Consider the following 13146-nt stretch of genomic DNA (forward strand, 5'->3'; position numbering starts at 1 on the left):
CCAGGTGCTGAACTGCCGGAAGATGGCGGGAAGTTGTACTGTTTTGTTGTGGACCCGGAACACGCCCCCGTCAATGGACGGAAGAGGTCGCAACGGCCACAGAGAACACATCACGAGGTGGCCGACGAACTGCGCGCCCGGATCAGGTCAGGAGCACTGCGGCCGGGCGAGCGCATGCCCACCCAGGCCCAGCTGGCCCAGGAGTTCGGCGTCGAGCGCGGTGCCGTACGCCAGGCCCTGCGCATCCTCCAGTCCGAGCGGTTGCTCACCAACGTGTCCAAGGGCAGCCCGGCGACCGTCGCCCCCGACCCGGACAGAGCGCTGACCGGCCCGGAAGCCCCGCCGCTACCGACCACGGTGGCCCTCGCTCCCCGGATCGCGGCGGCCTTCGCGGCGGAGCACGTCGAGATCGACGCCGTGTGCCTCACCTCCATCTCCCTCACGCTCGCCATCGGTGAGCCGCTGCGGCAGATCCACGCCGGACGGCTGAAACCGGCCAAGGTCGACGTCCGGGTCCTGCTGCCGAGCCGGGACATCGACCTCGCCTTCCCGGTGCCGGTCGAGGGGCGCGGCGACGACTGGGTGCACGACCGGTGGCTGGCGATGCGCAACGCCCAGGGGCAGGTCCTCCGGCACAACCTGCTGGCCCTGCGCGCCACGCACGGCATCGACGTGCGCGTCACGTTCCGGGCGCTGCCCTTCACCCCGCCGGTGAAGCTGTACCTGCTCAACAACACGGAGGCGTTGTTCGCGTACTACACGCTGATGCGCCGGGAGGCCGAGATCGACCACGAGCACCTGGAGATGTACGACGCCCAGGGCACCCAGTCGATGCTGTTCTCCTTCCAGCAGGGCCCCGGCCTGCGTGACACGACGTTCGTCGAGCAGTCGCACCTGTGGTTCAACGCGCTGTGGCAGACGATCAGTTCGGAGCTGGTGCTCACGGGCTGACGTCATCGGGCGGGGCCCGTCATCAGCAGCGCGAGCACGACCGCTCCGGCGGAGCTGACGGCCGGGCTCTTGGCCTTGATGCCCACGGTGAGAAGGACCAGGCCGACGATGCCGGCCGGACCGTACTTCCACTGGACGAGCTGCTCGAAGGCGACGACGAAGGCGGCGGAGAGGAGAGCGAGGGCGGGCATCGGAGTTCCCCCTTCGGAAGTTTGGAGGCAAAACTTCCGCCAACTCTGAGAAGTTGGCAACCAACTATGCTTAAGTTGTCCCCACTTGGCCCCTAGCTATAAACAACATTCAAACAACTCCCGCCAGGTGGATCGGAGTTGTAGCGTTTGGTCGTGGCCCAGGAGAACGTGGCGGAGAACGTGGCAGTGAACGGCAGCAGCAGGCTCTCGCCCCAGGAGATCGCCGGCATCCTGCGGGAACGTATCCGCGCCGGTGAGCTCAAGCCTGGGGACCGACTGCCCACCCAGGCCGAACTGGCCGAGGAGTTCGGCGTGGAACGCGGCGCCGTCCGCCAGGCCCTGCGGGCACTCCAGCAGGACGGCCTCCTCACCAACGTCAGCAAGGGCAGCCCGCCGCGGATCGCCGAGCCCGCCCCGGCCCGCGGCGAGCCCCAGCCGACGATGGTGGGCCTGGCACCGCGGCTCACCGAGGCGTTCTCGGCCCGCCGGGTCCGCGTCGACGTCGTCTGTCACACCGCGGAGACCCTGATGGTCGCCATCGGCGAGCCGCTCCGCCTGATCCACGAGGGCCGTATCCAGCCCGAGTCGATCGACGTCCGCATCCTGGTCCCGTCCCGGGACATCGAGCTGGCCTTCCCTGTCCCCGTGGAGGCACACGGCGACGACAACCCGGTTCACGAGCGCTGGCTGTCCATGCGCAACGCCCAGGGACAGGTCCTCCAGCACAACCTGCTCGCCCTGCGCTCCACCCACGGCATCGACGTGCACGTCACGTTCCGGGCGCTGCCCTTCACCCCACCGGTGAAGCTGTACCTGCTCAACCAGGAGGAGGCGCTGATCGGCTACTACATGCTGACCAGGCGCGCGGAGGAGTGGGGCAGCCAGACCCTGGACATGTACGACGTCCTCGGCTCCCAGTCGCTCCTCTTCTCCTTCGTGAAACGAGCGGGTCTGCGGGACGGGGCGTTCGTACAGGAATCCCAGAAGTGGTTCGACGCCCTCTGGGAAACCATCACCACGGACCTGACACTCTCCTAGTGACTCCTGATACGACGAAGACTGGTTCGGTAACAGTCGAGACCGAGAATGATCAGCACCACCTCCTGGCTCTGATCAAGGGCGCCCGTGTCGTGCTCTGGGACTTCGACGGGCCCATCTGCCGTCTGTTCGCCGGGCACTCGGCGGACGGCGTGGCGAGCGACCTGGTGTCCTGGCTGGAGGGCCGGGGCCTGCACGGCCTGCTGACGGAGACGGAACGCGAGTCGCTCGACCCGCAGGTCGTCCTGCGCGCCGTGGACCGCCGGCATCCCGGCAGCGACCTCGTCGCCGAGCTGGAGGAACGTCTCACCCATGAGGAACTGCGGGCCGCGTCGTCGGCGATGCCGACCCCGTACGCGGACCCGCTGATACGCACCTGGTCGGCGGTGGGCTCCCGCCTCGCGATCGCCACCAACAACTCCCCGCGGGTGGTGCGCAAGTACCTCGAAAGCCGCGGCCTCGTCGGTTGCTTCGCCCCCCACATCTACGGCCGCACCCAGGAACTCCGCCACCTGAAGCCGGACCCCCACTGCCTCAACCGGGCGCTGAACGCCACGGGTACCGCCCCGGCCGACGCCCTGATGATCGGCGACGCCCCCTCGGATCGCGAGGCCGCGGCACGGGCCGGGGTGCCGTTCCTCGGGTACGCGCGCAACAGCCGGAAGGCCAAGCTCCTGAGGGAAGCGGGAGCCGACGCCGTGGTCCAATCCCTGGACCCCGTACTGAGGTCGCTGCGCGGCTAGGGGGTGTCCGGACGGGTGCCCGGGTCACCCGGGAGGGGACGAGTTCGGCTCGATGGCCGGGTTCACCCCTGATGACGGCATCCGGTGGAGTAACGTGCCTTCCCCCTTACACCATCCGCACCACCGGGGCAGGCTGAACCACCCAATGACACCCCCATCGGTCTCCGGTGCTCGGCAGCGAGCAGTCGAGATGAGCGGCGACCCGAACCTGGTCAAGGGGCCGCTCAAGGGGTACCACCACGAGACCTACGTCCTCGCCTTGCCCGGTGGGGCACGAACCGTCAAGGTCCGTGAGCCGCGCTCCGAGATCCTGTGGTTCGACCGGAGGTGCTTCAGGTCGGAGGAGGAACTGCTCCGCGCCCTCCAGGGGCACATCAGCCGTGTCCCCGGCATCGTCGATGCCGCCGGCATGGCCCTTCAGGGATTCATCGAAGGGCGGACACTCGGTGAGCAGCGGCGGCCGGGGCGGCGCGTTCCCGACGCGGTGTTCGTCCAGATCGTCGACCTCTTCAGGGAGATGGTGCGGGTCACACCGGACATGCTGAGGGTGGAGCGCCGCTGTGAGGACCGGGACCGCGCCGAGGACGGGGACAGCGACGGCTTTCTGGAGCGTCTGATCGTCTTCGTCGAGGAGCAGGTCTACAGGAAGAACCACACGGCGTTCGCCGGCCTGTTCCGCGCGCTCGGCATCTCGGACGAATCGTTCATCCTGCTGAGGAAGCACGTGCTGGGGCTCCAGGAGCGCCCGTTCTGTCTCCTGCACGCGGATCTGCACCGGGAGAACTTCGTCCTGGATCCGAAGGGCCGGCTCTGGGCCATCGACTGGGAGCTGGCGATGCTGGGCGATCCGCTCTACGACCTGGCCACCCACCTCTACCTGATGCGTTATCCGGGCGATCAGGAGAGCCGTATGGTCCGTGAATGGTGCGACCTGGCCGAGAGGATCCGGCCGGGCAGCTCGTCCGGATGGGAGCGGGACCTGCCGTTGATCCTCGACTTCAAGCGGGCGCAGTCGGTCTTCACCGATGTCATCCGGGTGTCGCTGTCCCTGCGCGAGGACGCGGGCTTCAACTGGGTGGCCCTGCCCGTGGCCGCCGGCAAGCTCCAGAAGATCCTCGCCGCCGCCGCACAACCGCTCGGCCTGACGCAGGTGCCGACCCGTTCGCAGATCATGGCGGCGCTGATCCGCTGGCGCGGCGACGGTTCCCCGGACCGGGCCCTCTCCTAGGGGCCTGGCCCACCCGCGCCCCCACCCCGCTCGTCGCGCACTGCGTAGGCTCGCCGCATGAGCGAGATCGGGCTGCGGGAGCGCAAGAAGCAGCGGATGTACCAGGTCGTGTCGGACATCGCGATCCGGCTCTTCCTGGAGAAGGGGTTCGACGCGGTGTCCGTCGCCGAGGTGGCGGCGGCGGCCGAGATCTCCAAGCCGACGCTGTTCCGGTACTTCCCGGCGAAGGAGGATCTGGTGCTGTACCGGATCGCCGACCACGAGGGAGAGACCGCGCGGGTGGTGGCGGAGGCGGAGGGGGAGCCCGTGGAGGCGTTGCGGCGGCACTTCCTGGACGGGCTGGAGCGGTGCGATCCCGTGACCGGGCTCAACGACGATCCGCGGGTGCTCGCCTTCCACAGCCTGCTCTACGGGACGCCCTCCCTGGTCGCCCGGGCGCACACGCACCAGGAGCGGTCCGAGGCCGCGCTCGCCGAGGTGCTCGGGGGCGATCTGGACGCGCGGCTCGCGGCCGGGCAGATCATGGCCGTGCAGCGGATCCTCGCGATGGAGAACTGGCGGCGGATCGCGGCGGGGGAGCGGGTGGCGGACGTACGGGCGGATGCGGTGTCGGCGGCGGAGCGGGCGTTCGGGTGGCTGGTGGCGGGGCTGCCGCCGCGCGTCCGGGCGGGTCGGCTCGATGGTGATACTGAGTAATAAATTTAACTCGGTAACATTCTTTCGGTACGCTCGGTGGAATGACGCCGACCGAACCCGCCCTCCAGCACGCTCTCAGCCGTGAACGCGCCCACCACGACCGCTGCCGGGCCGCCCTCTCCGCGATGGTCGAGGGCGCCGACGAGCAGGTAGTCGTCGGCGAGGACGTCTCCGCGTCGGGCGCCGACGCCGAGGTCCTCGGGTACCGGCTGCGCAGCCAGGCCAAGGCGCTGCGGGAGCTGCCCGAGGGGCCCTTGTTCTTCGGGGCCCTGCGGGGGGAGCAGGGTGAGCTGCACATCGGGCGGCTGCGGATCACCGAGCACCCGGCCGAACCACCCCTCGTCGTCGACTGGCGTGCGCCCGTCTCGCGCGCCTTCTACCAGGCCTCGGCCCGCGACCCGCAGGGCGTCGCCGTGCGCCGGCGGTTCGGGTGGGCGCCCGGCAGCCGGGGCGATTCCGGCGACCTCACCGGCCTGGAGGACGAGCACCTGGGGGAGGGCGAGGCGCGGGCGAGCGAGATCGTCGCCCGGGAGATCGAACGGCCCCGCGTCGGGCCCATGCGGGACATCGCCGCGACCATCCAGCCCGAGCAGGACGACCTCGTACGCGGGGACCTGGCGGTGTCGGTGTGCGTGCAGGGGGCGCCCGGCACCGGCAAGACCGCCGTCGGGCTGCACCGGGCCGCGTATCTGCTCTACACGCACCCGCAGCGCATCCGGCGCGGCGGTCTGCTGATCCTCGGGCCCAACCGCACCTTCCTGTCGTACATCGCGGAGGTCCTGCCGTCTCTCGGCGAGACCGGTGTGCGGCAGTCGACCCTGGCCGAGGAGATCGCACGGCATCCGGTCGGCGGCTGCGACGAACCGGCGGCCGCCGCCGTCAAGCACGACGCCCGGATGGCCGAGGTGCTGCGGCGGGCGCTGTACGCGCGCGTGCGTGCCGACGGCGGTGACGGTGAAGGGCTCGCCGTGCCCGACGGGGCGTACCGGTGGCGGGTGCCGGCGGCGGAGTTGGCCCGGATCGTGGCCCGGGTGCGGGAGGAGGAACCGCAGTACGGGGTCGGCCGGGAGCGGGTGCGGTCGCGGATCGTGCGGTCGGTGCGCGAGCAGGCCGAGCGGCGGGCCGGGCCGCAGAGCAACGCCTGGGCGCGCCGGGTCGAGCGGGCGCGGCCGTTGTCCGCGTACGTCGACGCCGTCTGGCCCCGGATGCGGCCCGAGGAGGTCGTGGCCGGACTGCTCAGCGATCCCCGGATGCTGGCGGAGGCCGCCGACGGGCTGCTGGACCCCGGCGAGCAGCGGGCGCTGCTGTGGCGGAAGCCGCCCCGGTCGTGGAAGTCGGCGCGCTGGTCGGCCGCTGATCTGGTGCTCCTGGACGAGGTCGCCGGGCTGATCGAGCACCCGGAGGGCTACGGGCATGTCGTCGTCGACGAGGCGCAGGACCTGTCCCCGATGGAGTGCCGGGCCATCGCCCGCCGGGCGCCCTTCGGCTCGCTGACGGTGCTGGGCGACCTGGCGCAGGGGACGACACCGTGGGCGGCGCGGTCGTGGCACACCGCCCTGGCGCATCTGGGGAAACCGGACGCGGCCGTGGTCGAGCTGACCACCGGCTTCCGCGTGCCGCGGGCGGTGGTCGGCCTCGCCAACCGGCTGCTGGAGCGGCTGGACGTGGACGTACCGGCGGCCCGTTCGCTGCGCGGCGACGGGGAGTTGCGGATGCGGGAGACGACCCCGGACGGCGTGCCCGGAGCGGTGGTGGAGGCCGTACGGGACGCGCTGGGGCGGGAGGGCTCGGTCGGGGTCGTCGCGGCGGACGCGGACGTGCCCCGGATGCGGGCGGCCCTGGACGCGGCCGGCATCGGGGCGGCGGGCCCGGAGGAACCCGGCGCGCGGGTGTCCCTGGTGCCGGCGAGCGTCGTCAAGGGACTTGAGTACGACCATGTCGTGGCCGTGGAACCGGCGGCGATCGCCGAGGCGGAGGAACGGGGGCTGCACCGGCTGTACGTGGTGCTGACGCGGGCGGTGTCACGGCTGGAGGTGGTGCGGGGGAGGACGTTGCCGTTCTAGGCGGACACCCTCTGGGCCGGGTCTCATGCCCGCGCGACGCCGCCCGGGCCGAGCCGGCCGAGGAGGCCCGGCCCTCCTGGGCTCACTCCCGCCCGATGACCTCCGCGATCCGGATGAAACCGTCCGTCCCGTGCCCGAGCCCGATCGCGCGGCGGGCCATGCCCTCGGCCGCGCGCATGACGCCGGCGTCGATGCCGTGGGACTCGGAGACGTGGACGATGTGGGCCATGGACGACACCGCCGAGGTGAGCGGGTTGCCCTCGCCGGAGTACGTGCCGGCGTCGGCGTCCGCCGCGGCCTCGGCGAACACCGGCGGCAGGATCGCGCCGATGCCCTGGGCGAAGGGCGCCAGCTCGCCGGCGGTGACGCCCTCGGCGCGGGCCACCGCCAGGGCGTGCGCGAAGCCCGCTATCGCCGTCCAGAAGATGTCGAGCAGGGCGATGTCGTAGGCAGCGGCCCGGCCCGTGTCCTCGCCGAGGTGGGTGTGGGTGCCGCCCAAGGCCTGTCGCACGGGCGCCACTTCCTCGTAGAGGTCCGCCGGTCCGCTGTGCAGGAACACGGCGTCGGGCGTGCCGATGGTCGTCGTCGGGGTCATGATCGCGCCGTCCAGGTAGCGGACGCCGTGCGCGGCGGCCCAGTCGGCGGTGTCGCGGGCCCGGGCCGGGGTGTCGGCGGTCAGGTTCACGACCGTACGGCCCTTGAGGGCGGTGGCGACGTCGTCCTGGCGCAGGACGGCGTCGACGGCGTCGTAGTTCACCACGCAGACGACGACCACCTCACCGGCGGCGACTGCCTCGGCCACCGAGCCGGCGCCCACCGCCCCGCGTTCGACGAGTTCCCGGTCTCTGCCCGGGGTGCGGTTCCAGACCGTGGTCGGCAGTCCCGAGTCCAGGAGAGCACCGGCCAGCGCACGGCCCATCGGGCCGAGACCGAGGACGGTGACGGCGGGCCGCGCGGAATGTTCCGGGGACGAGGACGTGCTGTACGTGGACACGCTTGAACTCCCTTGCAGGCATGCGCAATTGATGATGAATGGGGCAAAAGGATGACGCGTCGGCGCCAGGACCCGAACGTCTGCGGAGTGACCGCCGCGATCGCCGTGATCGACGGCAAGTGGAAGACGACCCTGCTCTGGCTGCTGGAGTCGGGCCCGCACCGCCCGGCGGAACTGCGCCGGCAGCTGCCGGGCCTCACTGAGAAGGTGCTGACCGAGGCGCTACGGGAGATGGTGATGGACGGGCTGGTGCGTCGGGAGGTGTACGACGTGCTGCCGCCGAAGACCGTCTACTCCCTGACCCCCTTCGGCCGCGAACTCGCCGAGGCGCTGGCCCCGCTGTCCGACTGGGGCCACCGGCGTCTGGAGCAACTGGCCGGGACGCAGGCCATCCGGTCGGCCTCCTGACTCTCAAGTCACCTCCGTCCCTTCAGGATCCGGCGCCTCGCCGACGGCCCGCCACCAGGTTCCCCCCGCGCCGGTCCGCTGCCAAGTACCCACAAAAAAGTGGGTGTTCGGCCCTGTCCGACTCGTCAGCCGGTCAGACGCCCCGGCACCGCGAAGTGGGGGGCGGCGAACAGCCGGGCCGGGGCCGCCGGGTCGTCACCGGCGCAGGTGTCGGCGAGTGTGTCGATGAGCCGGTCGTAGTCGGGCCCGGTCCTGCCCGCGTAGGCCTCGGTCATCCGGCCCGGACAGTCGCGGCGGCGTCCACAGGGTGTGGACGCCGCCGCGCCAGGTCATGAGCCCGGGGTGAAGGGGCCGCCTCCGGTGAAGGCCAGTTCGTGGAAGCGTTCGCCGATGCGGCGGTGGGTGGCCGCGTCCGGGTGGACCTCGTCGGGGAGGGGGTGTTCGGCCGCGTCGGACTCGCCGTAGAGGTCGAGGCCGTCGAGGTAGTGGATGTTCGGGTCGTCCGCGGCGCGCTGCCGCACGATGCGGGACAGTTCCTCCCGGATGACGCCGAGCGTCAGCTTCCCGGCGGCCACCTCCGCCGGGTCGCCCATGGCGGAGAACCGCAGCCGGCCCTCGCCGAGTCCGCTGAGGTCCGGGGCCGTGGGGCCGGGCGTGTCCTCGTGGATGGCGCAGTGGACGGAGGAGACGACCAGCAGCGGGGTGTCGGGGTGCCCCTCGCGGATCGTGTCGAGGAAACCGTGCACGGCCGGACCGAAGGAGCGCAGCCGCATCACGTCCCCATTGACGATGTTGATGCCGATCTTGACGCTGATCAGGTCGGCCGGGGTGTCCCGCATGGCACGCGCGGTGAACGGGTCGAGCATCGCGCTGCCGCCCAGACCGAGGTTGACCAGTTCCACACCGCCGCGCAACGCGGCGATCGCCGGCCAGATGGCGGTCGGGCTCGCGGCGTCGGAGCCGTGACTGATCGAACTGCCGTGGTGCAGCCACACCCGGCGGCCCCGGTCCGGCACGGGTGCCACGGGCGCGTCGGTGCGCAGGGCGACGAGCTCGGTGGTCTCGTTGTGCGGCAGCCAGATCTCGACGTCCTTCTCGCGCGCGGGCAGCCCGGTGAAGCGGATGGTGCCGACCGGGCCCGGCGTGACCTCGCCGTCCCAGGTGGCCATGTCGATCGCGAGGACGTTGCCGCCCGTCCCCGCGGCCTGGCCGGCCGGGCGCCCGTCGACGAGCAGGTCGTACAGGCCGTCCGGCCGGGGCGGGAGGCCGGCGTAGTCGCGCTTGGTGCGCAGCGTGTCCAGCTCTACGGCGGTCGCGGCGGTACGGAACACCAGCCGTACGCCGGACGGCTGGGCCTCGGCCATGGCCAGCTGGGCGTTGGTGTTCTGCGCGCGGGCCCGGGCGGGCAGCCGGTGCGGGAGCGCCCCGTGTTCGGTGCGCTCCAGGTCGAGGGCGCCGCGCAGCAGGTCCGCGGTGAGGGGCGTGTTGATCCAGTCGTGCTCGGAGTGCATGGTGTCAGCCTCGGGGGTCGGTAGGGGGCGCGGGCCAGTTCCGCAGCAGCGTGTCGAGGGCGTCGAGGATCCGGGCCCAGGTGTCGTCGGTGTCGGGGGCGCTGTGGCTGAACCCGCCGCCCATCTCCAGGCTGACGTACCCGTGGAAGACGCTGCCCAGCAGCCGGACCGCGTGGGTCTGGTCCGGTTCCGTCAGGTCGTAGCCGCGCAGCAGCGCCCGGGTCATCTGCGCGTGCCGGACCCCGGCGCTCGCGGCCGCCGTCTGCGGGTCCAGCCTCAGCTGGGCCGCGGCGTAACGGCCGGGGTGCTCCCGGGCGTAGTCGCGGTACACGTTCGCGAGCGCGGCCAGGGCTTCCTTCCCGGCCCGCCCGGCCAGGGCGTCGGCGGCCCGGTCGGCGAGTTCCGTGAGCGCGAGCAGGGCGATCCGGGTCCTGAGGTCCTGGGAGTTCTTCACGTGCGAGTACAGGCTCGCGACCTTGACGTCGAACCGGCGGGCGAGCGCCGAGACGGTCACCTGGTCGAAGCCGACCTCGTCGGCCAGTTCGGCACCCGCCTGGGTCAGGCGTTCCGGTGTCAGTCCTACGCGTGCCATATGGCCACTCCCTCCTGCCAGAAGGAAGTGTGCGATACCTAATAATGTTAGGCAAATCCTATGCGGCCTTAGGCGGCTTAGGCGTCTTGCAGAGCACGCCGAGCGGGCTCCCGCAGTCTCCTGCCCCGCCTGGTCAGCCCCCAGGGCTTCAGGACCGAGATCACCGTCATGAAGACGTACGCGGACAGCGAGACGACCGGCCCGAACAGGACGTCACCGGCGTCCGGCAGGGGCCCGCCCGCCGCCACGGCGGTGACCGCGGAGTTCACCCCGGGGCGCAGGGCGAACACCGTGGCGGTGGTCGTGGCGAGGGTCAGCCAGAACTTCGTGCAGACCCATCGGTACCGGGCGAGTCCCCACGGCGTACCGAGGGACAGCACCAGTCCGCTGAGCAGCGTGAGGAACGCGACGGGGAGCAGGAGCCAGCCGGCGAAGAGCTTCATGGCCCGGACGGAGCCCTCCACGGTCACGGCGGACCCGGTGGTGGCCGCGGTGGTCCCGAGCGCGAGCAGCCCGAGCGTGAGCCCGAGCCAGCTCGCGGAGGCGGTGACGTGGACGACGAGAACGGCCCGGCGCGCCGGGCGGCCGAGTTTCGGAATCGGGTGGGGCTTCTGCTTCGGCTTCACGCTGCCACCGTGCCGGGAGGGGGCGGTGAAGGCGTCTGACGGCGGGAGCAAACCGGCGTACTGGCGTCGGCGTACGGGCGGGGTAGCAACGTGTACTCGCTCGGCGTGACGGCCCGGACCTGTCAGCGTCGTCGTCTAGCTTCACGGCATGACCGAACCCTCCCACGTCACCTCCGTCCGAGAGTCCTACGACACCGTCGCCGCCGACTACGCCCGACTCGTCAAACAGCCGGCCGAGCTGGATCCGGTGTCGCGCGCGATGCTGGCCGCCTTCGCCGAGCTCGTACGGCCGCCGCACCCCGGGCCGGTGGCCGACCTGGGCTGCGGCCCGGGCAAGGTGACGGCCCACCTGGCCGCGCTGGGGGTGCCGGTGTTCGGCGTGGACGTGTCGCCGGAGATGGTCGAGCTGGCCCGGGCGGCTTACCCGGATCTCCGCTTCACCGTCGGCTCGATGACCGCGCTGGAGATCGGCAGCGGCGAACTCGGCGGCATCCTGGCGTACTACGCCACCCACCACACCCCGCCGCAGTGGCTGCCGACCGTGTACGCCGAGTTCCACCGCACCCTCGCGCCCGGCGGCCGGCTGATGCTGGCCGGCCCGGTGGGCAGCGGCGAGCACCTGCGCCCGTCACACGCCTACGGCGACCATCCGGTGTCCTACGAGTCGTACCTGCTGCCGCCGGACCGGATCGCCGAACTGCTCCACCGGGCCGGACTGGTCGTCACGACGCGTGTCGTGCAGGAGCCGGACGAGGGGACCAAGAGGCAGATCGGCACGTTCCTGGCGTACAAGCCGCAGTAGCGACAGGCGGGCCCCGCCGCTACCCGCCGTGCAGCCACACCCGCAGCGGGCCGACCGGCTCGAAGCCGTACCGGACGGCGGTCTCCAGGTCGTCGCCGCTCTCGTAACCGACCACGGGCAGGGTGGGGAAGAGCCAGTCGAGCGCGTGCAGTACGAGCGGCCAGGCCGCGTCGGGCCCGCCGTCCCGCCCGAAGACGTTGGAGACGCCGACCACGTGGTCGCTGCGGCCGGCGACCGCTCCGGCGACGACTCGCCCGTCGCCGGACCGTCCCACGATCACGAAGGTCTCCGGGTCGGCGAGCAGCCCGTCCCGGAACAGGTCCGCGTTCCCGGCGCCGCCGTCCCAGGCCAGTGCCCAGGCGCGCAGCATCTCCGGATCGCCCGCCACGTCCCACGCGAGATCCGTCGGCGCCGGCGGGCCGGCGGGCGCGACCGCGCCCGCCGGACGGTGAATCCACTGCGCCTCGAACAGCACCCGGAACCCGGCCTCCGTCAGATCGAGATCGGCGAAGCTGTCCTTGACCGAGGCACCGGGCGAGCCCGTGTCGATCCGTGCCACGAGCGCGTCCGGGCCGGCGCCCGGCTCCAGCGTCACCGCGTCGGGGTAGTAGAGCGGCGCCCGCCCCGCGGCGGCCCACGCCTCGCCCCCGAACTCACCCGCCACGCCGTGCGCCCGGCACATCGCCGCACACCACTCGGCGTTGTTACGGGCGGCGGCACGGACCAGGGACTGCCGAGAAGTCGTCACGGGTGCGGATCATGGCCGGGCCGGGCCCGGCTCGTCGAACGGTTTTCAGATCCGGTCACTTCTCGGTCACTTCTAGGGTGATCGCGAGAGTGTCCACCCGGTGATCGGCCTGGAGGCGGCATGTCCGTACACATGAAGTTGAGCGCGATAACCCTGGACTGCGCTGATCCGCTCGCGCTGGCGGCGTTCTACCAGGCGGCCACCGGCCTCGAACCGCACCCGAGGTCGAACGCCGAATTCGCCTCTCTGGGCGGTGGGGACGGACTCTCCATCGGCTTCCAGCGGGTCGACGACTACCGGGCTCCGAGCTGGCCCGGCCAGGACATACCCCAGCAACTGCACTGCTGCTTCAGGGTCGCGGACCTGGAGGAGGCCGAGGCCCGGCTGCTGGCACTGGGAGCGGGCAGACCGGAGCAGCAGCCGAACGAGAGCAGGTGGCGGGTGCTGACGGATCCGGCGGGGCATCCCTTCTGCATTGTCGGGGGGTGAGGGGGGCAGGGGGCGTGGGGCCAGGCGTGCTGCTACTCGGGCCGCGTGTCGGCGGCCCTCTCCGTA

At 71.7% G+C, this 13146-nt stretch carries 16 protein-coding genes; 9 read left to right on the forward strand and 7 right to left on the reverse strand.

Going from position 1 to position 13146, the window contains the following annotated elements; genetic code table 11:
• The first annotated feature begins 33 nt into the window (after nt 1-33).
• Nucleotides 34-951, forward strand: a complete 918-nt coding sequence (locus tag AOQ53_RS18805; RefSeq protein WP_078945380.1) for a FadR/GntR family transcriptional regulator — start codon at nt 34-36, stop codon at nt 949-951.
• A gap of 2 nt (nt 952-953) precedes the next feature.
• On the opposite strand, the gene AOQ53_RS18810 is transcribed toward AOQ53_RS18805, so the two are convergent.
• Nucleotides 954-1142 carry a hypothetical protein gene (locus AOQ53_RS18810; protein ID WP_059418797.1) on the reverse strand — a complete coding sequence of 63 codons (189 nt, stop codon included), beginning with the start codon at nt 1140-1142 and terminating at the stop codon, nt 954-956.
• Nucleotides 1143-1328: 186 nt separating this feature from the next.
• Between AOQ53_RS18810 and AOQ53_RS18815 the strand changes: the two genes are divergently transcribed.
• The 5 genes from AOQ53_RS18815 to AOQ53_RS18835 all read left to right on the forward strand — a co-directional run bounded on the left by AOQ53_RS18815 (nt 1329) and on the right by AOQ53_RS18835 (nt 6910).
• Complete coding sequence (locus AOQ53_RS18815) at nt 1329-2180, forward strand: FadR/GntR family transcriptional regulator (protein ID WP_078945384.1); 852 nt, start codon at nt 1329-1331, stop codon at nt 2178-2180.
• Nucleotides 2180-2923 carry an HAD family hydrolase gene (locus AOQ53_RS18820; RefSeq protein ID WP_059418801.1) on the forward strand — a complete coding sequence of 248 codons (744 nt, stop codon included), beginning with the start codon at nt 2180-2182 and terminating at the stop codon, nt 2921-2923. Before AOQ53_RS18815 ends, AOQ53_RS18820 begins: the two co-directional genes overlap by 1 nt.
• Nucleotides 2924-3113: 190 nt before the next feature.
• Nucleotides 3114-4151 (forward strand): aminoglycoside phosphotransferase family protein, encoded by a 1038-nt coding sequence (locus AOQ53_RS18825; protein WP_078945382.1) that lies wholly within the window; start codon nt 3114-3116, stop codon nt 4149-4151.
• A gap of 57 nt (nt 4152-4208) precedes the next feature.
• Nucleotides 4209-4847, forward strand: coding sequence for a TetR family transcriptional regulator (locus AOQ53_RS18830; protein WP_059418804.1), 639 nt, complete (start codon nt 4209-4211; stop codon nt 4845-4847).
• A gap of 41 nt (nt 4848-4888) precedes the next feature.
• A complete protein-coding gene (locus tag AOQ53_RS18835; RefSeq protein ID WP_059418806.1) occupies nt 4889-6910 on the forward strand; it encodes a HelD family protein in 2022 nt (673 codons plus the stop codon).
• Between the two features lie 82 nt (nt 6911-6992).
• On the opposite strand, the gene AOQ53_RS18840 is transcribed toward AOQ53_RS18835, so the two are convergent.
• A complete protein-coding gene (locus AOQ53_RS18840; RefSeq protein ID WP_201785081.1) occupies nt 6993-7904 on the reverse strand; it encodes an NAD(P)-dependent oxidoreductase in 912 nt (303 codons plus the stop codon).
• 51 nt (nt 7905-7955) lie between these two features.
• Here AOQ53_RS18840 and AOQ53_RS18845 point away from each other — a divergent pair, with 51 nt between their 5' ends.
• On the forward strand, nt 7956-8312 hold the full coding sequence (locus AOQ53_RS18845; protein WP_059418808.1) for a winged helix-turn-helix transcriptional regulator: 357 nt from the start codon (nt 7956-7958) through the stop codon (nt 8310-8312).
• 125 nt (nt 8313-8437) lie between these two features.
• On the opposite strand, the gene AOQ53_RS44715 is transcribed toward AOQ53_RS18845, so the two are convergent.
• The 4 genes from AOQ53_RS44715 to AOQ53_RS18860 all read right to left on the reverse strand — a co-directional run bounded on the left by AOQ53_RS44715 (nt 8438) and on the right by AOQ53_RS18860 (nt 11041).
• On the reverse strand, nt 8438-8587 hold the full coding sequence (locus tag AOQ53_RS44715) for a hypothetical protein (RefSeq protein ID WP_167745735.1): 150 nt from the start codon (nt 8585-8587) through the stop codon (nt 8438-8440).
• Nucleotides 8588-8641: 54 nt separating this feature from the next.
• Nucleotides 8642-9823 carry a GDSL-type esterase/lipase family protein gene (locus tag AOQ53_RS18850; protein ID WP_059418809.1) on the reverse strand — a complete coding sequence of 394 codons (1182 nt, stop codon included), beginning with the start codon at nt 9821-9823 and terminating at the stop codon, nt 8642-8644.
• 4 nt (nt 9824-9827) lie between these two features.
• Nucleotides 9828-10415 carry a TetR/AcrR family transcriptional regulator gene (locus AOQ53_RS18855; protein ID WP_059418811.1) on the reverse strand — a complete coding sequence of 196 codons (588 nt, stop codon included), beginning with the start codon at nt 10413-10415 and terminating at the stop codon, nt 9828-9830.
• A gap of 77 nt (nt 10416-10492) precedes the next feature.
• Nucleotides 10493-11041, reverse strand: a complete 549-nt coding sequence (locus AOQ53_RS18860) for a DUF2269 domain-containing protein (protein WP_078945383.1) — start codon at nt 11039-11041, stop codon at nt 10493-10495.
• Nucleotides 11042-11189: 148 nt separating this feature from the next.
• Here AOQ53_RS18860 and AOQ53_RS18865 point away from each other — a divergent pair, with 148 nt between their 5' ends.
• On the forward strand, nt 11190-11843 hold the full coding sequence (locus AOQ53_RS18865) for a class I SAM-dependent methyltransferase (RefSeq protein ID WP_059418812.1): 654 nt from the start codon (nt 11190-11192) through the stop codon (nt 11841-11843).
• Nucleotides 11844-11862: 19 nt separating this feature from the next.
• Here AOQ53_RS18865 and AOQ53_RS18870 read toward each other — a convergent pair whose 3' ends face one another.
• Nucleotides 11863-12591, reverse strand: coding sequence for a hypothetical protein (locus AOQ53_RS18870; protein ID WP_059418814.1), 729 nt, complete (start codon nt 12589-12591; stop codon nt 11863-11865).
• A 120-nt stretch (nt 12592-12711) separates the two neighbouring features.
• Between AOQ53_RS18870 and AOQ53_RS18875 the strand changes: the two genes are divergently transcribed.
• Entirely contained in the window at nt 12712-13080 is a 369-nt protein-coding gene (locus AOQ53_RS18875; RefSeq protein ID WP_059418815.1) for a VOC family protein, read from the forward strand.
• The last annotated feature ends 66 nt before the right edge of the window (nt 13081-13146 follow it).

The organism is Streptomyces azureus, from assembly GCF_001270025.1.
Classification (GTDB): Bacteria; Actinomycetota; Actinomycetes; order Streptomycetales; family Streptomycetaceae; genus Streptomyces; species Streptomyces azureus.

What these genes read in the sequence shown, in the direction of transcription:
- AOQ53_RS18810 (WP_059418797.1), bottom strand. Translation starts at nt 1,142, where the DNA reads ATGCCCGCCCTCGCTCTCCTCTCCGCCGCCTTCGTCGTCGCCTTCGAG.
- AOQ53_RS18825 (WP_078945382.1), top strand. Translation starts at nt 3,114, where the DNA reads ATGAGCGGCGACCCGAACCTGGTCAAGGGGCCGCTCAAGGGGTACCAC.
- AOQ53_RS18830 (WP_059418804.1), top strand. Translation starts at nt 4,209, where the DNA reads ATGAGCGAGATCGGGCTGCGGGAGCGCAAGAAGCAGCGGATGTACCAG.
- AOQ53_RS18835 (WP_059418806.1), top strand. Translation starts at nt 4,889, where the DNA reads ATGACGCCGACCGAACCCGCCCTCCAGCACGCTCTCAGCCGTGAACGC.
- AOQ53_RS18845 (WP_059418808.1), top strand. Translation starts at nt 7,956, where the DNA reads ATGACGCGTCGGCGCCAGGACCCGAACGTCTGCGGAGTGACCGCCGCG.
- AOQ53_RS44715 (WP_167745735.1), bottom strand. Translation starts at nt 8,587, where the DNA reads ATGACCGAGGCCTACGCGGGCAGGACCGGGCCCGACTACGACCGGCTC.
- AOQ53_RS18850 (WP_059418809.1), bottom strand. Translation starts at nt 9,823, where the DNA reads ATGCACTCCGAGCACGACTGGATCAACACGCCCCTCACCGCGGACCTG.
- AOQ53_RS18855 (WP_059418811.1), bottom strand. Translation starts at nt 10,415, where the DNA reads ATGGCACGCGTAGGACTGACACCGGAACGCCTGACCCAGGCGGGTGCC.
- AOQ53_RS18865 (WP_059418812.1), top strand. Translation starts at nt 11,190, where the DNA reads ATGACCGAACCCTCCCACGTCACCTCCGTCCGAGAGTCCTACGACACC.
- AOQ53_RS18875 (WP_059418815.1), top strand. Translation starts at nt 12,712, where the DNA reads ATGTCCGTACACATGAAGTTGAGCGCGATAACCCTGGACTGCGCTGAT.